The organism is Mesorhizobium sp. WSM4935, assembly GCF_029625735.1.
Taxonomy (GTDB): domain Bacteria; phylum Pseudomonadota; class Alphaproteobacteria; order Rhizobiales; family Rhizobiaceae; genus Mesorhizobium.
This window is the reverse complement of sequence record NZ_JARTVR010000007.1, coordinates 64,454-85,330: the sequence shown is the minus strand read 5'-3', so window position 1 is coordinate 85,330 and position 20,877 is coordinate 64,454. Positions and strand designations below refer to the sequence as shown.

General features: G+C 64.2%; 23 protein-coding genes and 1 pseudogene. 11 read left to right on the top strand and 13 right to left on the bottom strand.

Going from position 1 to position 20,877, the window contains the following annotated elements:
• Positions 1-117: 117 nt before the first annotated feature.
• Positions 118-2,091, bottom strand: coding sequence for a putative bifunctional diguanylate cyclase/phosphodiesterase (locus tag P9273_RS17910; protein ID WP_278050098.1), 1,974 nt, complete (start codon positions 2,089-2,091; stop codon positions 118-120).
• 369 nt (positions 2,092-2,460) lie between these two features.
• Here P9273_RS17910 and P9273_RS17905 point away from each other — a divergent pair, with 369 nt between their 5' ends.
• Positions 2,461-3,609, top strand: coding sequence for an amidohydrolase (locus P9273_RS17905; protein ID WP_278050097.1), 1,149 nt, complete (start codon positions 2,461-2,463; stop codon positions 3,607-3,609).
• Positions 3,610-3,650: 41 nt separating this feature from the next.
• Positions 3,651-4,208, top strand: coding sequence for a DNA-3-methyladenine glycosylase (locus P9273_RS17900; protein WP_052458897.1), 558 nt, complete (start codon positions 3,651-3,653; stop codon positions 4,206-4,208).
• Positions 4,209-4,230: 22 nt separating this feature from the next.
• On the opposite strand, the gene P9273_RS17895 is transcribed toward P9273_RS17900, so the two are convergent.
• Entirely contained in the window at positions 4,231-4,521 is a 291-nt protein-coding gene (locus P9273_RS17895; RefSeq protein WP_278050096.1) for a DUF982 domain-containing protein, read from the bottom strand.
• 161 nt (positions 4,522-4,682) lie between these two features.
• On the opposite strand from P9273_RS17895, the gene P9273_RS17890 reads away from it, so the two are divergent.
• Positions 4,683-5,030: a hypothetical protein gene (locus tag P9273_RS17890; RefSeq protein ID WP_278050095.1), complete on the top strand. Its 348-nt coding sequence runs from the start codon at positions 4,683-4,685 to the stop codon at positions 5,028-5,030.
• Positions 5,031-5,076: 46 nt separating this feature from the next.
• Here the strand turns inward: P9273_RS17890 and P9273_RS17885 are convergent, their stop codons facing one another.
• Entirely contained in the window at positions 5,077-5,592 is a 516-nt protein-coding gene (locus tag P9273_RS17885) for a cupin domain-containing protein (RefSeq protein WP_278050094.1), read from the bottom strand.
• Here P9273_RS17885 and P9273_RS17880 point away from each other — a divergent pair.
• A complete protein-coding gene (locus P9273_RS17880; RefSeq protein WP_278050093.1) occupies positions 5,536-6,423 on the top strand; it encodes a hypothetical protein in 888 nt (295 codons plus the stop codon). The genes P9273_RS17885 and P9273_RS17880 overlap by 57 nt on opposite strands.
• Here the strand turns inward: P9273_RS17880 and P9273_RS32295 are convergent.
• The 5 genes and pseudogenes from P9273_RS32295 to P9273_RS17855 all read right to left on the bottom strand — a co-directional run bounded on the left by P9273_RS32295 (position 6,321) and on the right by P9273_RS17855 (position 9,916).
• Positions 6,321-7,040 carry an MFS transporter gene (locus P9273_RS32295; RefSeq protein ID WP_336619393.1) on the bottom strand — a complete coding sequence of 240 codons (720 nt, stop codon included), beginning with the start codon at positions 7,038-7,040 and terminating at the stop codon, positions 6,321-6,323. The two genes, P9273_RS17880 and P9273_RS32295, sit on opposite strands and share 103 nt — an antisense overlap.
• Positions 7,041-7,058: 18 nt before the next feature.
• Positions 7,059-8,075, bottom strand: a complete 1,017-nt coding sequence (locus P9273_RS17870; RefSeq protein WP_278050092.1) for a zinc-dependent alcohol dehydrogenase family protein — start codon at positions 8,073-8,075, stop codon at positions 7,059-7,061.
• Positions 8,076-8,101: 26 nt separating this feature from the next.
• Entirely contained in the window at positions 8,102-8,497 is a 396-nt protein-coding gene (locus P9273_RS17865; RefSeq protein WP_278050091.1) for a (R)-mandelonitrile lyase, read from the bottom strand.
• Positions 8,498-8,563: 66 nt separating this feature from the next.
• On the bottom strand, positions 8,564-8,719 hold the full coding sequence (locus P9273_RS17860) for a hypothetical protein (RefSeq protein WP_278050090.1): 156 nt from the start codon (positions 8,717-8,719) through the stop codon (positions 8,564-8,566).
• Positions 8,716-9,916: pseudogene (locus P9273_RS17855) on the bottom strand (MFS transporter). The gene P9273_RS17860 and the pseudogene P9273_RS17855 overlap by 4 nt, the downstream one beginning before the upstream one ends.
• Before the next feature lie 166 nt (positions 9,917-10,082).
• Here P9273_RS17855 and P9273_RS17850 point away from each other — a divergent pair.
• The 4 genes from P9273_RS17850 (at position 10,083) to P9273_RS17835 (ending at position 14,276) form a co-directional block, all read left to right on the top strand.
• On the top strand, positions 10,083-10,976 hold the full coding sequence (locus P9273_RS17850; RefSeq protein ID WP_278050089.1) for a LysR family transcriptional regulator: 894 nt from the start codon (positions 10,083-10,085) through the stop codon (positions 10,974-10,976).
• 150 nt (positions 10,977-11,126) lie between these two features.
• Entirely contained in the window at positions 11,127-11,954 is an 828-nt protein-coding gene (locus tag P9273_RS17845) for a transporter substrate-binding domain-containing protein (RefSeq protein WP_278050088.1), read from the top strand.
• Positions 11,955-12,005: 51 nt separating this feature from the next.
• A complete protein-coding gene (locus tag P9273_RS17840) occupies positions 12,006-13,286 on the top strand; it encodes an NAD(P)/FAD-dependent oxidoreductase (RefSeq protein ID WP_278050087.1) in 1,281 nt (426 codons plus the stop codon).
• 18 nt (positions 13,287-13,304) lie between these two features.
• On the top strand, positions 13,305-14,276 hold the full coding sequence (locus tag P9273_RS17835; protein ID WP_278050086.1) for an amino acid ABC transporter permease: 972 nt from the start codon (positions 13,305-13,307) through the stop codon (positions 14,274-14,276).
• A 3-nt stretch (positions 14,277-14,279) separates the two neighbouring features.
• Here the strand turns inward: P9273_RS17835 and P9273_RS17830 are convergent, their stop codons facing one another.
• The gene (locus P9273_RS17830) at positions 14,280-15,092 is read right to left on the bottom strand and encodes a PfkB family carbohydrate kinase (RefSeq protein WP_278050085.1); all 813 of its coding nucleotides are present in this window, start codon (positions 15,090-15,092) and stop codon (positions 14,280-14,282) included.
• A 42-nt stretch (positions 15,093-15,134) separates the two neighbouring features.
• Entirely contained in the window at positions 15,135-16,148 is a 1,014-nt protein-coding gene (locus P9273_RS17825; RefSeq protein WP_278050084.1) for an SIS domain-containing protein, read from the bottom strand.
• Positions 16,149-16,333: 185 nt separating this feature from the next.
• Between P9273_RS17825 and P9273_RS17820 the strand changes: the two genes are divergently transcribed.
• Positions 16,334-17,065, top strand: a complete 732-nt coding sequence (locus tag P9273_RS17820; RefSeq protein ID WP_336619394.1) for a GntR family transcriptional regulator — start codon at positions 16,334-16,336, stop codon at positions 17,063-17,065.
• A 247-nt stretch (positions 17,066-17,312) separates the two neighbouring features.
• Complete coding sequence (locus P9273_RS17815; RefSeq protein ID WP_278050082.1) at positions 17,313-18,035, top strand: sulfotransferase family protein; 723 nt, start codon at positions 17,313-17,315, stop codon at positions 18,033-18,035.
• A gap of 64 nt (positions 18,036-18,099) precedes the next feature.
• Here P9273_RS17815 and P9273_RS17810 read toward each other — a convergent pair whose 3' ends face one another.
• The 3 genes from P9273_RS17810 to P9273_RS17800 all read right to left on the bottom strand — a co-directional run bounded on the left by P9273_RS17810 (position 18,100) and on the right by P9273_RS17800 (position 19,841).
• The gene (locus P9273_RS17810) at positions 18,100-18,429 is read right to left on the bottom strand and encodes a hypothetical protein (RefSeq protein WP_278050081.1); all 330 of its coding nucleotides are present in this window, start codon (positions 18,427-18,429) and stop codon (positions 18,100-18,102) included.
• Positions 18,430-18,590: 161 nt separating this feature from the next.
• Positions 18,591-19,322 carry an SDR family oxidoreductase gene (locus P9273_RS17805; protein ID WP_278050080.1) on the bottom strand — a complete coding sequence of 244 codons (732 nt, stop codon included), beginning with the start codon at positions 19,320-19,322 and terminating at the stop codon, positions 18,591-18,593.
• Between the two features lie 33 nt (positions 19,323-19,355).
• Positions 19,356-19,841 carry a VOC family protein gene (locus P9273_RS17800; protein WP_278050079.1) on the bottom strand — a complete coding sequence of 162 codons (486 nt, stop codon included), beginning with the start codon at positions 19,839-19,841 and terminating at the stop codon, positions 19,356-19,358.
• 125 nt (positions 19,842-19,966) lie between these two features.
• Between P9273_RS17800 and P9273_RS17795 the strand changes: the two genes are divergently transcribed.
• On the top strand, positions 19,967-20,854 hold the full coding sequence (locus P9273_RS17795; protein WP_278050078.1) for a transcriptional regulator GcvA: 888 nt from the start codon (positions 19,967-19,969) through the stop codon (positions 20,852-20,854).
• Positions 20,855-20,877 lie beyond the last annotated feature (23 nt).

The following is a 20,877-nucleotide window of genomic DNA, read 5'->3' as shown; positions in this document are numbered from 1 at the left end:
CGCGATTGCGCAAGGCCTCGGAGCGCTCCCGCCGCGCCCGGCGCTCTATGTCTCGGCTACCCTGCCCTTTCGCGGCCGCTTCCAGGCCGGATTACAGTGAATGCCCGCGCAGGCAAGTCACGCGGCGTTGCCGCTGCGGGGATTGCGCAGCGGCTCGAAAATGACCTCGGCGCCGACCGCGTCGAAGGCGAGCGCGTCGCGCATCGGAAGCGCCGCCGAAAACAGATAACCCTGCCCGATCATGCAGCCCAGCGAGCGCAGGATCATGCGGTCGGCGTCGGTCTCGACGCCCTCGGCCATCACCTCGATGCCCAGCGTCTGGCCGAGGCCGATCACCGCCTCGACCACGGCCTGGTCCTCGACGCATTTCGCCAGGTCGCGCACGAAATCCTTGTCGATCTTGATCTTGCGGATGCGCCTGTCCTTGAGCGACACAAGGGTCGAGAAGCCGGTGCCGAAATCGTCGAGCACGATCGATATGCCCGCATCCGCCAGGCGCCCGACCTTTTCGTCGACCCGGTCGCGGTCGACCGGCGCCTCCTCGGTGATCTCGATCTCGAGCATCGCGGCGGGCACATTCCTCGCCTTCAGGCCGGTAAGGATCATGTCGTCGACATTGCCGGCCTCGAGCTCGCGCGGCGAAAGGTTCATCGCGACGCGGACATCGCGGCGCCCGTGTTTCACGAGCTCTGCGATCATGGCGCAGCAATTGAGGAACACCGTCTCGGTCAAAAGCGAAAGCAGCCCGGTTTCGCGCGCAGCGGTGACGATCTCGGGCGGCGAGATGGCGCCGTGGACATCGTGATGCCAGCGCAGCAGCGCCTCGAAACCGACGACCGCGTTGGTGTCGAGCCGCACCAGCGGCTGGAACCAGGAGCAGAGGGCGCCGGCTTCGATGGCGCCGCGCAGGTCGCGCTCGATGCAGTTCTTGCGTTCGAGCGCAGCGTCCAGCCCGGCGTCGAACAGGTAATATTCGTTCCGGCCGCCGCGCTTGGCCGCGTAGAGGGCGAAATCCGCCTTGAGCAGCATCTCGGTCAATCGCGGCTTTTCCGATTGGTAGATGCCGATCGAGGCGCCGACGCGCACCGAATTCAACTCCGGATCCGGATTGGCGATGGCTGCTATGATGACGGAGGCGAGCGCGCCGGCCGCTTGCTGCGACTTGGCGGCGGAGAAAAGCAGCACGAATTCGTCGCCGCCGATGCGCGCGATCGTGGCACCCGGCGGGGCATGGTCCTCTATCCGGCGCGCCACCTTGACCAGAAGGTTGTCGCCGATGGTGTGGCCATAGGTGTCGTTGACGGATTTGAAGCCGTCGAGGTCGATCAGCATGGCCACGAACGGGCCCTCGGAGAGCCCGAGTTCGGCGATCGCCTGCTCAAGCCCATGGCGGTTGAGCAGATTCGTCAGCGGGTCGCGCCTGGAGTTGCGCTCCATCTCGGCGGCGAATTCGCGCGCCTCGTATTTGAGACGGCTCGTCTCGCGGAAGCGGGATTGCCCGAGCAGCGCGCTCCTGATCATACCGCCGAGGAAAAGCAAGATGGTGAAGGCGAGCACGTAATTTTCGACGCCGCCCTTGGCCAGAACGCAGCCGCCGGCGATGAGGAGCGGCAGGAGGATGAAATTGATCGAAGCCGGCGCGTAGCAGGTGCCGTAGGTGACCGAACCGGCCGAAATGCCGGCAAGCACGATGAGATAGAGCGGTGCCTGGCTGGTCGTGTATCCGTCGCTCAGCAGCGCCAAGAAAGACCAGGCGACGCCCGAGGCAAGCGCCAGCAGGCCATAGCGGTAAAGCCGGGCGCCCACCGCCTGAGGCCTGTCATCGGCCGCGCCCGGTTGGGTGACGGCAAGCACCATGCGCGCGCCGTTGATCAAGGCGATCGCGAGAAACCACAGCACCGCGGCAAGGCCGCCGCCCGACAAGAGCTGCACCGCCAGGATCAAGGCCGAGAGCACCGTGCCTATCGGCATCGAGATGAAGACGCCCTTGCTCAGATCCGCAAGCTGGTCGCGCAGGATGCCTGCGTCCACGGCTTCGCTGCGCCCCTCGGAAGAGGGACCCGCCGCCAGCCGCTCCTGATGCCTGTTCATGTCCCTAGTGGGTAGGCAAGCGGGATGAAAATCGTGTTAAGGATTTCAGCGGTTTACGTCGCATTTCCCGATTAAGTCCGCCCGACGCGGGCGAGCTGGGAGAAAACCGGGTGGCTGCTCCGTATCGAGACGGACCGTCGGACAACGGTTCTGGACGTTTTGCGGAGCGCTGCGGTCTGGACAGGACGACCGCTCGCGCAAAAAAAGCCGACATTGGAACTCCTGGCCCAGCCATGACCTGCCGCAGGTGAAGGTGGTCAGATAGCGCATTGATTTTGCGGAGGCCGATGGCCTATCCGAATTGACCTCCATGGCACGGCACGAGAAAAGTGTTGTGTGACCGGAAAAGCCTAACCGGAGTCTCAGTCCATGACCCTGACCAATCGCGACCTCATCGAGCTCACCGAATGGCGCCGCAAGCTGCACCGGCAGCCGGAAATCTCCAATGAGGAGGAGAAGACGGCGAGTGAAGTCGTAAACTTCCTCGCCGATACCGGGCCGGACAAGGTGCTGACGGGGCTCGGCGGCCATGGTGTGGCGGCGGTTTATGACAGCGGACAGGCCGGGCCGACGGTGCTGTTCCGCTCGGAGCTCGACGCGCTGCCGATCGAAGAGCTGTCGGGCGTCGAGCATAGCTCTCAGGTGCCTGGCAAGTCGCATATGTGCGGCCATGACGGCCACACCGCGATCCTGGCGGCACTCGGCCGCCAGTTCGGACGCGAACGGCCGGCGCGCGGGCGCGTCGTCTTGATGTTCCAGCCGGCGGAGGAAACCGGCAATGGCGCGGCCGGCGTCGTCGCCGACCCGCGCTTCGACGAGATCCAGCCGGACTTTGCCTTCTCGCTGCACAATCTGCCGGGGGTGCCGTTCGGCGAGGTGCGGCTCAAGGCCGGCACCGTCAACTGCGCCTCGCGCGGCATGCGCATCGTCCTCGAAGGCAAGACCGCGCATTCCTCGATGCCGGAAACCGGCATCTCGCCGATGCCGGCGGTGAGCGAGCTGATGCCGGCGCTGCCCGCGCTCGGGCGCGGGACCTTCACCGATGAGGATTTCGGCATGGTGACCGTCACCCATTGCGCGATGGGCGAAGCCGTGTTCGGCATCGCGCCCGGCTATGCGGAAGTGTGGGCAACGCTGCGCACCCGCCGCGACGAGCGCATGGCCGAGCAGGTCGCCGCCGCGGAAGCGCTTGCCGCGAAGATCGCCGCCAAGCACGGTCTCTCGGTGCGCTTCGACTATCACGAGATCTTCGTCGCCAGCGTCAACGCCCCGGAGGCGGTCCAGCATCTCAACCGCGCGCTCGACGAGGAAGGTGTTGCGCGTAGCGAAGAGGCGCTGCCGATGCGCGCCTCGGAGGATTTCGGCATTTTCGGCCACAATGCCAAATCGGCGATGTTCTTCCTCGGCGCCGGCGAGCGCACGCCCTCGCTGCACAACCCCGACTATGATTTCCCCGACGACCTGATCCCGATCGGTTCGCGGATCTTCATGCGCACGGCACGCAACCTTCTGGGCTGAGCGGACACCGACAATTGCCTGTCCGATCGACGCCAATCGCCATGCCGCTTAGCGGCGGGCCTGATTTCTTCGCCCGCGACGCGCTCGTGGTGGCTCGCGCGCTGATTGGCGCGAGGCTTGGGCTCGCCGGTGTCGGCGGCATCATCGTCGAGACCGAGGCATATCGTCCCGACGACCCCGCATCGCACAGCTTTCGCGGCCGCACGCCGCGCAACGCGCCGATGTATGGCGCGCCCGGCACGGCCTATGTGTACCGTTCCTACGGCCTGCATTGGTGCCTGAACGCGGTGTGCCTGCCGGGCAGCGCGGTGCTGATCCGGGCGATCCAGCCGCAATCCGGCATCGCCGCGATGCGCGGCCGCCGCGGAACGGATGACGACAGGCTGCTCTGCTCCGGCCCCGGCAAGCTTTGCCAGGCGCTCGGCATCGACGCCTCGCATAACGGGCTCTCGCTCACCGCGCCCCCCTTCGAATTTGCGCGCTCGCAGACCGATCCGGCCGCTATTGTCAGCGGCCGCCGGATCGGCCTCACAAAAGGCGTGGAAGCCGAGTGGCGCTTCGGCCTCGGCGGATCGGCCTATCTCAGCCGCAAGTTTTGAGCGATGAAATGGCGGCGATCGACTAAGCCGCCACCCATTCCTGCGCGGCACGCGCTCCGGCGAGTTCCATCGCTTCCGGAGCGAGAATGCCGCGCGACCTGACGAACGCCTCGAAAGCGACGCGTGCGGGCTCGGCATCCTGGTCGCCGGAGAGCGCCGCCTGGCAGAGAGCGAGTGTCGTCGCGTAGCTCGGGCTGCGACTGCCCGTCCATTCCTCGAGAAACTGATAGGCTTCGAAGACCGTGTTTATCTCGCGCGGAAAGCCGAGCCCGACGAAGATTGCGACGGGCTGAGAGAAATGCTTGGCGGGCATTGGTGTGGGCTCCATGAGGGTAAGCTGCATGACAACGCGCGTCCGACAGGCCGGTTGCAGCCGGAAAGCGATTTTGGTTTTCGCCGACGGATGCTTGCCCAAGGCCTCCTTCTGTGTTTTCTCGCCGGCACATTAGGAAAGGCTTGTGAATGAGAAACACAGTGGTCCTCGCGCTGAGTGCGGCGTTGGTTGGATGCGCGACCTCTCCGGTCGCCGACCAAGCCAAGCTTTCGCAGCAGGATCCGAAATGGACCTCGCCGGAATGCCAGCAGGCTCGCATTGCGGCCTCCGACTACGACAGCCGCGAAAAGGACCACCCCGGTTGGGGCTTTGGCGTCCTGCTCGGTCCCTACAGCATGGGGATGGTGGCAGCGGTAAAGCAGCATGAGCAGCAGCAGCGACGGCTTCTCGCCCGCCAGGTCCACCTGCAGTGCTCAAGCCAGCCCCTGCCGAAGGAACTGGATTTCGATCCGGCAACCTACGCGCCGAAGAAGACGCATTATCCGTAGGCGCGGCGCCGTCGCTACGCCTGAATCAGCCCATCGCTGTTGACATTCAGCTTTCGCCCCATGCCTTGAGCAACGGTCCGTCGCTGCCGTAGACCGGGTCCTTGCGCGGCCGGCTCACCTTCGGGATCATGCGTAGCGCTTCCGCGTGCTGCTCCGGCTTGGTGCATTCGTCATAGGTGCCGGTGGGCGGGTAGGCGCCGACGACGAGGAAATCGTCGGAAGCCGAGAGCCGCTGGTGACCCGTGCCAGCCGGCAGGACCGCCACGTCGCCGGGCTTGACCGTGAGCGCGCGGCCCTTGTCGCCGCCGAAGCGCACCTTGGCCGTGCCGCGCGCAATGCCCAGCACCTCATGGATGCGCGAATGGTAGTGGACGTAGTCGTAGATGCCGTTGCGCCAGCTGTCGCCCCAGCCGTTCGCCTTGAACAGCTCCTCGAAGACGGCTGCCGGATCGAGATCGTCCGGCAATGTCACAGCGCCGCGGTAAACGACCAGCGGCCAAGACGGATGGTTCGGCACAAGGCCGTCGTCCTTGAAGCGGAAGGCATTGGCTTTCCTCTGCATTACCAGATCCGCGAGCCCGGACGTGTCAGGTCTTGCGATCCCGGTCAGCTTTTCCGCCGCTTTCTTGATACTCTGGACAATGCTCAAGGCCAGATCCTCCATAAGCGCCGCTTGCAACGCCGTGCGACCTCGGCCGACCGAATTCAACCCTGGGCGACACCCTTGGTTCCAGAGCTTGCCGACGCCCGCGCGCGGCCCCAGCAACCCGGATTGCTTCCGGGCGTCACAGCGGTCAAGCTGCGAGAGGTTGCCGGCCTCTCATCCGTGACGCCGGCAAAAGCCGCGGGCCTTCCTGAGGAGTTCAAAATGCATGCATTCCGGCTTCCGACCATCGGCGTTTTCATCTCTGGGCTGCTTTCGGCATCCGCCTTCCCAGTCCTCGCGTCAGGCAGCGTGGCTACGGCCCAAACCCTCTATCAACTCTGCCGCCAGGTGAAGAACGACGATACGATCCGTCCCTACTCGCACGAGCTTTACGGCGGCACCGTCAAGGCGTTCAAGAAGCTGTTTCCGAACGCCAATGGCACGCCGGCGGAATCGGAACTGCAGACGCAGGCCAATTATCGCTGCATGGACGGCAAGGTGCTGGCCTGTTTCGTGGGGGCCAACCTGCCCTGCGCGAAAATGAACGCGGCCCGCGACAACCCCGGCGCGAACGAGTTCTGCAAGACCAACCCCGATAACGACGTCGTGCCGGCTTTCGCGACCGGTCACGACGCCGTCTATTCCTACAAATGCGCGAGTGGCAAGGCGGTGGTCACCGGTAATTCGTGGGCTCTCGACAAGCGCGGCTTTGCCAAAGAACTATGGACCGAAGTGCCCCCGCACTGAGGGGGGCCTGGCAGGCGACCCGACGACTCCCAAGAACCGTCGCGCGTAGCGCATTTGCCGTTTAAATCCTTCTGGCCGAGGATCGCCTGCAGGCAAGCAGGAGCGCGATGGCCAAGGCCGGAAGCGCCGCCGCGGCGACGGCAAGGAAAACAAATTGCAGCGGTGCCGACCCAGGCGATGACCTTGCCGGAGTGCTGCCCGCCGGCAAGAGCCAGACCCCAGGCCACGCCGCCCGTGATGATGAAGCTTTCCGCCGCCCCCAACACGGCCCGGCCGACGAACAGCATGGACGCGGACGCCGTCGGCCGGTCGAGCAATGCGAGCGATCCGAGATAGATGAACCCCGCCAAGGCGGCGGCGACCAGGCCGATGACGACGGCCCGTTTGCCGCCGCGCGCATCGGCATAGTTTCCCGCGCCGATCCGCGACAAAAGCGAGGCGACGAACTGGCTGCCCGTCACCAGCCCGACGGCGAACGGCCCGAAGCCCAACCCCTTGTGAAGATGCAGCGGCAGGACCCGCAGCGCCAGGCCGATCAGCAGGAAGCCGGCAAACACAGAAGCCATGATCGGCAACAGCCTCGCCATGGTGCCGCTTCCTTCGGGTGCCGTGTCCATCGCGACCATCGCCGGCGCCTAAACCTCGAGCATGACCTTGATGGCGCGGCGCTCGTCCATGGCGCGGTAGCCCTCGGCGACCTCCGCCAGCGGCAGCTTGAGGTCGAACACCTTGCCGGGCTTGATGCGGCCTTGCAGCACGCGCTCCATCAGGTCGGGCAGGAAGCGGCGCACCGGCGCCGGGCCGCCTAGCATGCGCTTCTGGCCAAAGAACAATTTTTGGCCGTCGAAGCTTACGCCATGCGGCACGCCGACATAGCCGATGGTGCCGCCGGGCCGCGAGCAGGCCAGCGCCTGGTCGAAGGATTCTCCCGTGCCGACGCATTCCAGCACCGAATCCGCGCCGACGCCCTTGGTCAATTCCTTGATGCGCGCAATGCCTTCCTCGCCGCGTTCGGCGACGATGTCGGTCGCGCCGAACTCACGGGCGAGCTTCTGGCGGCTCGCGTGGCGGCTCATGGCTATGATGCGTTCGGCGCCCATCTCCTTGGCCGCGAGCACGCCCATCAGGCCGACCGCGCCATCGCCGACGACGACCACCGTCGATCCCTCGCGAACCTCGGCGGCATCGGCGGCGTACCATCCGGTGCCGAGCACGTCCGACACGGCCAGCAGGTCAGGGACAAGCTCGGCCGGCGGAACCTCGGAGGTCGTCACCAGCGTCCCGTCGGCCAGCGGCACGCGGGCGTAAGGCGCCTGGGCGCCGCTCATGAACTCGCGCTGCTCGCAGGACGACTGGAAGCCGAAGCGGCAATGCGGGCAGGTGTTGTCGGAGAGGCAGAAGGAGCCGACGACGAACTGTCCGGGGCGGACATTGCGCACCTCAGCGCCCACCTCGACGACGATGCCGCAATATTCATGACCCATATGCTGCGGGCCGTTCACTGGCTGCAGTCCGCGATAAGGCCACAAGTCCGAGCCGCAGATGCAGCTTGCCGAGAGCTTGATGATGGCGTCCGTCGGCCGCAGGATCTTCGGATCGGCGACTTCCTCGCAGCGGATGTCGCCGGGCTTGCGAAGAATGGTTGCGAGCATTTCTTGCTTTCCTTTTGTCGATCGGGTCAGGCGCCGTAATCGGCGTCGCTGACATGTTCCAGCCAGTCCACGACCTTGCCGTCCTTGACCTCCTGGAGGGCAATGTGGGTCATGGCGGTTTCGGGAGACGCGCCGTGCCAGTGTTTTTCGCCGGGCGCGAACCAGACGACGTCGCCGGGCCGGATCTCCTCGACCGGGCCGCCCGCGCGCTGCACGCGCCCGCGCCCGGAGACGACGATCAGCGTCTGCCCCAGCGGATGCGTGTGCCAGGCGGTGCGGGCGCCGGGCTCGAAGGTGACCTGCGCGCCCTGCACGCGCTCCGCGTCGAAGGGATTGAAGAGCGGATCGATCCGCACCGTCCCGGTGAACCAACTTGCCGGACCTTTGCCGGAAGGCCTCGAGCCTGCGCGAAGAATGTCCATGATGATCTCCTGTGCGTCCTCAGATGCGTTCCATGGGAAGGGGAACTCGCCGCGCATTTGCAGCGCCTATTCGCCCTCGTCGAAGCAGCCGAGCCTGATCGGTCCGCGATGGCGATAGTCCTGGTTGGCCCTGCCCTGTTGGCTGTTGGCCGGCCGCGGCGAGGCCACGGTTGCAAGCGCGGCGCAGAGCAGCGCTCGCCGGCCGATCGGTTGTCGTCTCATCGATGGCTGCTTCCGCGTGCAGTCGCCGCGATGGCAAACAGCGCCGACCCCAGAAGCAGCACCGCGCCGAGGGCGAACGGGCTCCACCAGCCGGCGGCATCGAACAGCAGCCCGCCCGCGAAGGCGCCAAAGGTAATGGCGAACTGGATCAGCGCGACCTGCAGCCCGCCGCCCGCCTCGAGATCGTTGGGGATTACTTTGGTCATCCAGGTGTTCCAGGCGACCGGGATCGGCGTGGTGAACAGGCCCCAGGCGATCAGCAGGGTCGCGGTCGCGATGGCGAACGGAGCGAGCGCGATCAGTAACAACGCGACGAGCGCCAGAACCGCCGGCAGGCCGATGAGCACCGCGCCGAGATGCGTGCGAAGGACGAATCCAACCGCCAACGTGCCGACCAGGCCGGCAAGCCCCAGCCCGAGCAGGACCATCGACAGCGTGTTGACGTCGAGGCCGGTGACGCCTTCGAGGAAGGGCGCAGATAGGTGGAGAGCGCGAACTGACCCATGAAGGCAAGCGTGGTGGCCGCCATGCCGATGGCGAAGACGCGCTTGCCGAGCAAGCCAAACATGTTGCCGACCGAGGTCTGTTCGCCGGCAGGCATTTTCGGCAGGACGGCGAGCTGCCAGACGATCGCAAGAAGGCCGATCGGAACGACGATGAAGAAGGCGCCGCGCCAGCCGATGAGGCCGCCGAGGAAGCTGCCGAGCGGCGCCGCGATGACCGAGGCGAAGGCCGTCCCGCCCTGCAGCATGGCGATTGCCTTGGGCAGGTCGGCGCCAGGCGCGATGCGGGCCAGGATGGCGGTTGACAAAGACCAGAAGCCGCCGATTGAACCCCGATCAGGGCCCGGCCGAGCATGAAGACCAGGTATTTCGGCGCGAGGGTGATCGCCAGGCCGGAGATGACGAGGACGGCGGTGTAGAAAAGCACGACGATACGCCGGTCCAGCCGCGACAGAAACGCGTTGCCGAACAGGCTGGTGAGGACCGCGAAGAAACCCGAGACGGAAATCGCCTGGCCGGCCTGCCCCTCCGAAATGGCGAGCTCATTGGCGATGGGGGTCAGCAGGCTGACTGGCATGAACTCCGAGGCCACCAGCACGAAGGTAAGCAGCGACAGGCATGCCACTGCTCCCCAGGCGCTTGGTTCTTTCACCATTTGGGCTTTCGCCAATTGGCTGTCGTAGGTCGTGTCCATGTGTTGCGCCCGCCGCCGAGCCCTCCAGTCATTTCGCTGGCGGCTATATAAATCACCTCCACTATCCAGATTAGCCGTTGCAATCTGCATGGACTTATCCATCCTTGATATGAATTGACGAGTGAGGCTACGAACCGCGCGAGCGGCCGAGCCAGGGTGGTGCTCCATGCAGCGCGAGGATCTGAAGGATTTGCTGTGGTTCCTGACGGTGGCCAGGGAGCGTAGCTTCACCAGGGCGGCGGCCGAGCTCGGCACGTCGCAATCGACGCTCAGCCATACGATCAAGCAATTGGAGGCCCGGCTGGGCGTGCGGCTGCTCACGCGTACGACACGAAGCGTGGCGCCGACGGAAGCGGGCGAGCGGCTCTACCGGTCGCTTGTTCCGCGCTTCGAAGGCATAGAATCCGACCTTTCGAGCCTTGTGGCCTTCCGCGACAGGCCCGCGGGTACGGTGCGCATCACGCTGTCCGACCATGCGCTGCGCATCATCGTCTGGCCGAAGCTCGAGCCGGTGCTGCGCGACTATCCGGACCTGCGCGTCGAGCTCTACAGCGACAACGGCATGCGCAATATCGTCGAGGAACGCTTCGACGCCGGCGTGCGCCTCGGCGAGAGCGTCGACAAGGACATGATCGCGGTGCGCATCGGCCCGGATTGGCGGCTGGTGGCCGTCGCTTCGCCGCACTATTTTTCGCGCCGTCCGGTTCCGAAAGTTCCGCAGGACCTCGTCGGACATGATTGCATCTGCCTGCGGCAGACCACATTCGGCGGGCTTTATGCCTGGGAGTTCGAGAAGAAGGGCCGCGAGCTCAGGGTCCGGGTGGATGGTCAGCTGACCTTCAACACCACCATTCCCATGGTCGACGCAGCGCTGAACGGCTACGGCATCGCCTACGTCCCGGAAGACCTCGTCAGCCAACACGTGGCCGAGGGCCGGCTCAGGCTCGTGCTCGACGACTGGAGCCTGCCCTTCCCGGGCTACCACCTCTACTACCCGAGCCGGCGGCAGCTCTCGCCGGCGATGGCCGTGATCGTCGAGGCGCTGCGGCATCGAAATTGAGGCCAGCACGGTGGCGAGGCCGATCCGCCAACGCCGGGAACATATATCCGGGCCGAAACCCGACGAGACGCGGATAAAGACGCTTGACTCACCCTCTCCCTTGCGGACAAGTTGCGTTGTCAGACATCTTACATACGAAAGGGAGGTTTCGTGAGGAGATTTATCGCTTGCTTCGCGCTGGCTGCCGGCGCGCTCGCATTTGCGTCGGCAGCGTGGGCGGGGGAAATCCTGGATCGCGTCACATCAAAGAAGGCCATGGTGGTCGCGACCAACAGCGGCTGGCCGCCGCAAAGCTTTCTCGACGAGAGCAACCAGTTGGTCGGCTTCGACATCGACGTGTCGAAAGAAATCGCCAAGCGCCTGGGCGTCGAAGTCAGCTTCGAGACGCCCGATTGGGCCACCATGACCGGCGGCCACTGGCAAGGCCGTTATGATCTCGGCGTCGGCTCGGTTACGCCGACCAAGGCCCGGGCCAAGGTGATCGATTTCGCCGGCATCTATTATTACAGCCCTTACGTCTATGTGGTCCACAAGGACAGCAAGGCGAAATCCGTGGACGATCTCAACGGCAAGGTGATCGGCGTCGAGACCGCCACCACGTCGGAAGATTTCATCCGCCGCCAGTTGGAGATCGACGCTCCCGACCTTCCGCCAATCGAATACAAGCTACAGCCTGGCGAGATCCGAACTTTCGCCGATTCCATGCTGCCCTTCGACGATCTCAGACTGGGAGACGGCGTGCGACTGGACGCAGTCATCGCGCCCGAGCAGACCGCTCAAAACGCCATCAAGAACGGTTATCCGCTGCGCATCATCGAGGGCGAATACGCCTTTCGCGAGCCGCTGGTGGTGATCGCGGACAAGGGCGACGCCGAGTGGACCACCAAGGTCGGCGGTATCATCGACCAGATGAAAAAAGACGGCACGCTCGCCACGCTGACCACCAAGTGGTACGGCAAGAACTATAGCGCCGATTGACGCTCGTCGCGGGCGGCCCCTCAAGGCCGCCTGCTTCGATCAGAACCCACCATGACCTATCCCGACACTTATTATCGCCGCACGCTTGCCGACGAAAAGGTCAGACCACCGCTCGCGGGTCCGGCCGAATGCGACACGGTCATCGTCGGCGGCGGACTGGCCGGTCTGACGACGGCGCTGCAGTTGGCGCGCGCCGGGCAACAGGTCGTGCTGCTCGAAGCCGAGAGCATCGGCTTCGGCGCCTCGGGCCGCAACGGAGGCTTCGTCAGCCCCGGCTTCGCGACCGGCAGCGACAAGATCGCCGCGATGGCCGGAGCGGCAGGGGCACGAGAGCTGCATAGGCTGTCGATCGAAGGCGTCGATTTCGTGCGGCAGACGATCAAGGACCTCGACATCACGGCAGCGAAGCCTCGGCCCGGGATCATGGGCGTGCTGCGTCACGACGGCGGCGCCGAACTGAAGGGTCATGCGGAGAGGCTGGCACGGGATTTCGATTATCCGCTCGAATATCTCGAGCGTGACCAGGTGCGCGCTGTGCTGCATTCCGAGCGCTACTACCAGGGCTTGCGCGACGCCAAGGCCTTCCACATGCATCCGCTCAACTATCTGCGCACCGTCGGCACGGAGATCGAGCGGCTGGGCGGCAGGATTCACGAGGGCTCCAGCGCGATCGGGGCCAAGCTCGACGGCCCGCGCAAGACCATACGCACCGCAAGGGGCGAAGTGCGCGCGCGTCACGCGGTGTTTGCTACCGGCGGCTATACAGGACCGCTGGTCGGCCGGCTGAAGCGGGCCATCCTGCCGATCGCCACCTATGTGATGCTCAGCGAGGAGGCCCCCGATCTCATCGCCAGCGCCATCGCGACGACGGACGCCGTCGGCGACAACCGCCGGGCCGGCGACTACTACCGCGTCGTGGAGGATGGAAAGCGGCTGCTCTGGGGTGGGCGCATCACCACGCGGGCCGCTTCGCCCGCGGCGCTGGCGAGGGAATTGCGCCGGGAAATGGTTGGAACCTACCCTCAACTCGCCACGCTCAAGACCGAACTCGCATGGTCGGGACTGATGGCCTACGCCCGCCACCTGATGCCCCAGATCGGGGAGCTGCAGCCAGGCGTCTGGTATCTGACGGCGTTTGGCGGCCACGGCATCAACACGACAGCCGTGGCCGGCAAGGTGATCGCCGAGGCGATACTCCGCCAGTCGGACCGCTACCTTCTGTTCGCGCCGTTCGGACTGGCCTGGGCGGGCGGACCGGCGGGACTTGCCGCGGCCCAACTCACCTATTGGAAGCTGCAGGCGCAAGATTGGTGGCGTGAACGCCGCCGCTGACCAGAGGGAGATCGACAGGTGATCGGCAGACTGCTGCTCAACTATCCGGACGCCGCGCGCCGCATCGGCGCATGCCTGGCGCTCGCCGCTTTCGCCGCGGGTCTCTACGGTCTCGGCATCAAGGCAGACTGGATCGGCAAGCTTGTCCCAGGCTCGATAGAATGGCTTGCGGCCAATCCCGTGGCGGCGCGAAGCGTCTCGGCGGTGCTGATCGCCCTGATCGTGGCCGCGAACTGGAAAGCGCTGCAGCAACTCGGGCGCAAGCAGCAGATCGTAGCCGTATGGATCGAGCTGTTCGTGCTGCTGATGCTGTTCTTCTACTCCTTCGACCTGTCCTTTTCCTTCATCGCCAGGAAGATCGGTTTCCTCATTTCGCAGGGCGTGGTGACCACGCTCTACATTTCCGCCATTTCTATCGCCATCGCGACAGTCATCGCCTTCATCGGCGCCATAGCCAAGCTTTCCAAGAATGGCGCGATCTACGGCCTGGCCACCTTTTACACCTCGCTGTTTCGCGGGCTGCCATTGCTGATGCAGATCTACATCATCTATCTCGGTCTGCCGCAGGTCGGGTATGTGATCGGCGCGGTGCCGGCGGGGATCATGGCGCTGTCGCTTTGCTACGGCGCCTATATGACCGAGATTTTCCGTGCCGGCATCGAAAGCATCCCGCGCGGCCAAACGGAAGGCGCCACCGCACTTGGACTCAGCCCCAATCAGACGATGTTCCTGGTGATCCTGCCGCAGGCGATGCGCGTCATCGTGCCGCCGACGGGCAATCAGTTCATCGCGATGCTGAAGGATTCCTCCCTGGTCTCGGTGGTCGGGGTCTGGGAGATCATGTATCTGGCGCGCACGCAGGGCCAGACCGAGTTCCGTCATATCGAGATGCTGATCACCGCCTCGATGATCTACTGGTTGCTGTCGATCGGCCTCGAATTCCTGCAGTCCCGCATCGAGGAACGGTTCGGCCGCTCGCTCAAGCGCTGAGCTTCAATACGGCATCCCCTTCTGGGGGAAGCCGCCGAGATGACAGCAGGCCAAAGCAGCATGGTCGCGGCCCCTTTCGAGGCATTGCAACAGCGGCTTCCTGGCCAGCCAGGCATGCAGGAAGCCGGCGATGAAACTGTCGCCAGCGCCAGTCGTATCGACGACGTCGACCGGGCGGATGCCGGTTTCGGTGCGCTCGCGGGCCGTCAGCGCGATCGACCCCTCGGCACCGCGCATGATGACGGCACAGCCTGCGCCGCGCGACAGGAGATCCGCGGCCATCGCTTCCGCCGCATCGCGAGGTTGGTCGGTCGAGCAGAAAACTATGCTCAAACCCTCCACACCGAGGTCGGCGGGATCGGCGTTGACCGAGATATCCTGCGAGACGCTGACGCCTGCCCGCGACAGGCGCCTGCGCAAGGCGCCGCCATCATCCAGCCAGCCGATATGAACATGATCCATTGCCTCCAGGACCGCCAGTTCCGCCTGGTCCGGCGCATATCCGGCACAGGCACCGAAATCCTCGGCGGCAATCAAACGCTCGCCGGACGGCAAGACCTTGATGTCGGTCCAGCCGGTGTTGCGCTGGCCTATGCGCAGGTGCTCGACTCCTACCCGATTGGCGTCCAGTTCGGCGCGGGTGCGTTCTCCCTCGGCATCGCGGCCCACAGCGCCGAAATAGAAGCTGTCGTGGCCAAGCCGGGCGAGTTGGACGGCGACATTGAGCGCGTTGCCGCCGACCAGCGAGCGGCCGATCGGCGCTCCGAGGCGATCGATGCAGTTGTCGCCGACGGCGGCAAATCGAAAACTGCTCATATCCTGCGTTACGCGATCAAGCGCTGATGTCGAGGGCCAAGCTCAATAGGCAACGCGCTTGTAGTAGCGGCGCGTGGTCAGCGGGTGGTTGCGGATCACCTCAAGATGAGCGCTGACCCGTTCCAGCGCGGTTGCGAGCACGATCGGCGAAATCAGCGCGCGTACGTCGGGCGAAATACCGGGCAGTTCAAAATCGGCCGTGTCGAGCACCGTCAACTTGTCCGTATAGGTAGGCGCGAATTTCTCGACGCGATCGGCCAGCGGCCGGGCGCTGTCCTCGCCCTTGAGGAGCACCACGCTGACGTCTTTTTCCACCAGCTCCAGCGTGCCGTGGAAAAAGTCGGAAGCATGCACGGGGCGGGTCCGGATCCACTGCATCTCTTCCAGGATGCACATGCCGTAATACCAGGCCTGCGGCCAGACATTCCCGGCGCCGGTTATGATGTGATAGTCGGAGGCGGCCAGTTTCCGCGCGAAACCGGCGGCCTCCTTTTCATAGCCCCGCTTCACTTCCAGCAGCAGCCGCGGCAACTGCGCTAATTCAGCGATTATCCGTTCGGATTCGACGAGCTCACCGCGATGCTTCAGCACCGCAAGCGCGATGAACAGCGACTGGAGATAGAAGGACTCGCAGGACGTGTCGTCCTCGGCGAAGTTGACGAAGACATGATCCCCACCCTTTCCGAGTGGCGTCTCCTCATGTCCGACCAAGGTGATCACCGTCGCCCCGATTTCTTTGATCCTGGACAGAAGCGCCACGCTTTCCTTGGTGGTGCCGGAGAGCGAAGGCAACACTACGATCGACTTGTCGGTCAGGTGAACGGATTGGGCGAGTTGCAGCTCGGCGGTGATGTCGACGAAAGCCGGAAAGCCGGACCGGCGCTGCAGCAGTTGCGCGGCCGGATGCATCAGGATCGCCGCACCGCCGGTGCCGAGAAAGAAGATGTTCTGCGCCCCGGTGGCGAGGCATTGCGCCACGACGGCGTCAATGCGCTCGCGCAAGGCCACCGCCCCCGATTGGATGCGCACAAACCGGGCTTCGTCGAAATTGAGCATCGTTCCCTCGATCAGTTAAGTTGTAAGACAACTGACATCTGCGGAGGCACATTTCAAGAGAAATTTTGACGATCGGCCTGCAAGCCTTCCCATATGCCCGCGCGATCGCCACGGCAGGCCTCCGCTTGACCTTGGCGCGATTGTCCGACAACAAAGGGAGAGTTGGCACAATGGGGAAGAGGGACTTGGACGAGCCGCTTCGGGATGCGCGCACATTGGCGGTCCAACTCCGCGACCGGCTGGCCGACCTCATCAGGACCGAAGGGCTCAAACCCGGCGACCGGCTGCCAACGGAATCACAGCTGACGCAGCGCTTCCGCATCTCGCGCCCTGCCCTGCGCGAAGCGTTGAAGCTGCTCGAACAGGACGGCATCATTTCCGTCACCCATGGACTCGGCCGATTCGTCACCGCGAACTCCGCCGTCCAGGTCGACCGTCCAATCACCGTGTTTGAAAGCGTGACCGACATGTCGCGCCACTATGGCTACGACACCGTGAACAAGGTCCTTTCCATCGCGGAGGAAGCGCCCGAACCGCTGATCCAGCAGCAATTGCGCCTGGCCGACGGAGAGCGCGTCATCCGGCTTGAACGGTTGCGGTTGCACAACGATCTGCCCCTCATCTATTCGCTGGACTACGTGCCGCGCAGCCTTTTGCCGGGCCGCCTTTTCGACATCGAATGGAGCGGCTCGCTGCTCGCGCTGCTGGAAAAGCACCACCACCAGCCGCGTATGTCGGCTGCCTCGGTTGCAGCCGTGACGCTGCCGGACGAAATCGTGCGGCGCAACGACCTGCGCGACTTCGGACCGGCCTTGCTCATTACCGAAACCTGTTTCGACGGGACCGGAACCCCGGTGGTCCATGCCGCCGTCTATCATCGCGGCAGCCATTTCGCCTTCAGCTTCGCACGAAAATGAAGGCTCGACCGGAGGCGATGACGATGACCATCGAGGCTCCGACACCGCCTTTGACTTAGCGGCAAAACTTGTGGCCATTCCGCCGACTTGAACGGCCCGGCGCCCGGCGTTGGAATCCGGGGCGGCTCGCGCTCCAAGGCACCGTCAGCAGCAATTATCTGTTCGTCATCGACGGCATATAAGCATTTCCTATTGCAATCCCCGGAAGAAAAGGATTGGTTAAAATCCCTCGGGGGAGATCGAGACCGTGAATAGGAGTGTTGTGCGGCTTCTTCCGAAGCCCAAGGTTTCAATATTCATTTGTGGATGCGGGCATACGGGGTCCACATTGCTCGCACGGATACTGGCCGCGCATCCGGAAATTTTCTCCATCCGCCGCGAGACAAGCGCGTTTGTCTCAGACAATGGGGCGCGTTGGACCAAACTGAGCGTGGTTTTGTTGCAGGCAGCCATTTCACGCCGCAGCGTCTGGGTCGAAAAGACACCGAACCATATCCACTATACGAGGCAGATCGCCGAGACGATTCCGGGCGCGCGCTTTATCGTCGTCACGCGCGACGGCAGGGACGTCGTGGCCTCGCTCGGGCAGCGTTACGAAGGCGATTTCGACAAGGCTTTCCAGAGATGGATTGCCGACAGCAAAGCCTCCATGGCGCGTATCGAAAAGGGCGAAAGCATCCTGTGGCGTTACGAGGACTTCATCGAATCGCCTGCGCCTTCCATCGAGCGACTATGCCGCTTCATCGGCGTGACCTTCGACCCGGGCATTCTCAACTATCACCAGCAGCCCATCGTGTGGGGGCGGGAAAAGGCAGTGCGCACGCCGCATTCGGCTCGCCGGCTCGCCCAGGTGAACCAGCCGATCACCGACTATAGGGGCGGCTGGCGATCCAGGCTGCCAGCCAACGTGGCCCGCCGCTTCGACGCAGGCGAAGCGCGGGAAATCATGGACTATTTCGGATACGCATAGGCCGAGCATCGGCCTACGCGTAGTCGAGAAGCGACCGTTTGCGCGGACACGGATCGTTGAGAGGCTAATGCGAAAGCAGCCGCGAGACCTTGAGCCGCGGCGCGAAAAAGCAGCGCAGATAAGGCTGGTTGGTTATGACGTAGTTGTTCTCGCAGATGTGGTATCGGCCATCCGGGGATTCCTGCACGCGCTCTCGCGGGATGTTGAAACCATCGGGCAGGTAAACGTAGCCGCCATCGGCCCTGGATTGCACCTCGGCGTCCGGTATGGGACGGCAATCCGTGCCACCGCAACATTTGAAGTTCGTAACCGGATCGACCTTGTTTTGGTACCAGTCATGGGCGTCGGCGCCTGTCGCGGCGAGGCAGATGGCGGTGAAGATGACCTTTCGCATGGCATTCCTCGACGAGGCGGAGGCACTGCTCATTCGAGCGTCATGTATATTAGCGTTCCGCCGGAAACGCCATTGCCGGGGAAGGCCCGGAAAGCGAGGCCCAGCCTTGTGGCAGCTATGGGCGGAGCGGGATCCTCAGACCGAGGTCCGGCCCTTTCCCATCACACCAGCCGTTGCCCGCCGTCGATGTGGATGGTCTCGCCGGTCATGAACTCGTTCTGCATGAGATAGAGATAGGCCGGTGCGATTTCGGCGGGCGTGGCGATCCGGCCCGCCGGAATACGGGTGCCCATCTGCTCGAAATAACCGGTCTTGGCCGCGCCGACGATCTCATCCCACATTTCGGTGTCGACCCAACCGGGCGAGACGATGTTGACGCGGACCGGCGCGAGCTCCAGCGCGAGCGCGCGGGCGAAATAGGTGAAGGAACCGGCGACCGCCGAAACCACCGAGCCGCCGGGGACCGGCGGACGGTCCTTGTTGATGCCCGAGGTGAAGATCATCGAGCCACCCTTGTTCAGCGTGCGCACGGCATGCTTGGCGAGCATCACCGCGCCGATCAGCTTGCCGTCGACGAACTGGCGCACGAAATCCATGTCGGTCTCGCCGACCGGATCATTGGGCGGCGGCGTGCCGGCCGTCGCCACCAGATGGTCGAAAGCTCCAGCTTCCTCGAACAGGCGGGAGACGTCCGCCTCGTTGGCCATGTCGGCCACGATGCCCGTCACGCGCCCTGCCCCGTCGAGCCGCTTTTCGGCGACCTTCACCTTGTCGGCCGAACGGCCGGCGATCACCACCTCAGCGCCGTTTTCGAGCGCGGCCGCCGCGACGCCGAAACCGATGCCAGAGCTGCCGCCGACGACGATGATCTTCTTTCCCGCGAGATAAGCCATGGGTCTTCTCCGACTTTCGTGATGGGTTCAAATTTAGGCGCGGCCGGCATGGGCCGCTTCGATGTCGGCGAGGACGATCTTCTTCATCGAATACATCGCCTGGCGGGCCCGGTCGGCTTTTTCGCGGTCCGGATCGTTCATCAGGCGCAGGGCCTCGCTCGGGATGACCTGCCAATAGACGCCGAACTTGTCCTTCAGCCAGCCGCAGGGCTGTTCGGAGCCGCCGCCGGCGGTGAGCGCGTTCCAGAAATAGTCGGTCTCCGCCTGGTCTTTCGTCTCGATGTAAAGCGAGATCCGCTCGTTGAAGGGCGGCACGCCGCCGGCGTTGAGCGCTGTAAACCGCTGGCCTTCCAGCTCGAAGTCGAAAATCGCGTGCGGAACGGTTTTATTGGTGCCGCCGACGAAGTCGGTGAACTCGATCGCGCCGAGCGCGCGGCTGTTCTTGAAAACCAAGAGATAGAAATCCCGCGCGGCTTCGGCATCGAGATTGAACCAGAGGAAGGGATGAACGGTAGCCATGGTGTCCTCGCAGGTCGAGTGAGCGTTGATCACAAATTCTGTGAGGATTTTTGGTTGGAAAAAGCTCGACGGACAAACCAAAGTTTGGCAATTATTTGTTACCATAACTCACAAATGGCTTCGCCATGACCCGCAGACTGCCGCCGCTCAACGCCTTGCCTGCTTTCGAGGCCGCCGCACGGCATTTGAATTTTTCCAGGGCCGCAGACGAGCTCAACCTCACGCATGGCGCTATCAGCCGGGCGGTGAAGCATCTGGAGGATCAGCTCGGCGTGCAGCTCTTCGAGCGCGCGACGCGTTCGGTGCGGCTCACCCCGGTCGGCGAGCCTTATGCGCTGGCCGTGCGCGAGGCGCTCGACCAAGTCGCGCTGGCGACGCAGACCGCGACCTCGCGCCATTCGGGCTCGACCCTCAACGTCAGCACGTCGGATGGGTTTGCCGGAAAATGGCTGGTGCCTAGGCTCTATCGCTTTCACCGCGCGCATAGCGACATCGACGTGCGCGTCTCGACCACCGGCAGGCTGACTAACTTCCGCGGCGACGGCATCGATGTCGCGATCCGCTACGGCGCCGGCCACTATCACGGGCTGACGTCGGAATTCCTGACCGGCGAGGAGGTGTTTCCCGTCTGCAGCCCGAAGCTGCTGGAAGGCCCGCATCCGCTCAAGCACCCGCAGGATCTCAAGCACCACACGCTGATCCGCGACGGCTACCGCATCGACTGGGCGGCGTGGCTGGCCAGCGCCGGCGTCGAAGGCGTCGACCCGAACAGCGGCCTCACTTTCGATTCCGCCACGTTCGCGGTGGAATCTGCCGTGCAGGGCGAAGGCGTGGTGCTCGGCCGCACCATGCTGGTTTCAGCCGACCTCGCCACCGGCAGGCTGGTGCGGCCGTTCAATCATGCGTTGAAGGCGGTGTCGAGCTTCTATCTGGTCTACCCGCCGGAAGCGATCCGCCAGCGCAAGGTGAAGGCGTTTCGCGACTGGCTGTTTTCGGAGATCGAGCCGCTTTAGCGAATGGCTTCAGGAAACCTTCC